The 383-nt window shown below is 64.2% G+C and carries 1 pseudogene; it reads left to right on the top strand.

What is annotated here, in order from left to right:
- Positions 1-313 (top strand): annotated as a pseudogene (locus JHD62_RS21625) (hypothetical protein); the annotation flags it as partial.
- Between the last annotated feature and the right edge of the window lie 70 nt (positions 314-383).

The following is a 383-nucleotide window of genomic DNA, read 5'->3' as shown; positions in this document are numbered from 1 at the left end:
CCCCCCCCCCCCCCCCCCCCCCCCCCCCCCCCCCCCCCCCCCCCCCCCCCCCCCCCCCACATCTTTTCAAGCCGTAGACGGCATTCGCGATTATTGCGTTCGTCTCGTGGGCTCGGAGATGTGTATAAGAGACAGGTTTTCCACGGTGGGCGATCCTCGGGTATTCGAGCGCTTGCCCGCCATGCAGGTAAAACCGGCGCTGGCGCTGTCGCTGCACACCACGCGGGAAGACTTGCGTGCCAGCCTGTTGCCTGTCTCTTATACACATCTGACGCTGCCGACGAACAGTAAGATGTGTAGATCTCGGAGGTAGCCGTATCAATAAAAAAAAAAATTGGTGGGGGGGGGGGGGTAGGGGGGGGGGAGGTGGGGGAGGGGGGGGG

Source organism: Aquitalea sp. ASV11 (assembly GCF_016429185.1).
Taxonomy (GTDB): domain Bacteria; phylum Pseudomonadota; class Gammaproteobacteria; order Burkholderiales; family Chromobacteriaceae; genus Aquitalea; species Aquitalea pelogenes.
Note: the sequence above shows the minus strand (reverse complement) of the source record. Positions and strands in the feature narration are given on the sequence as shown.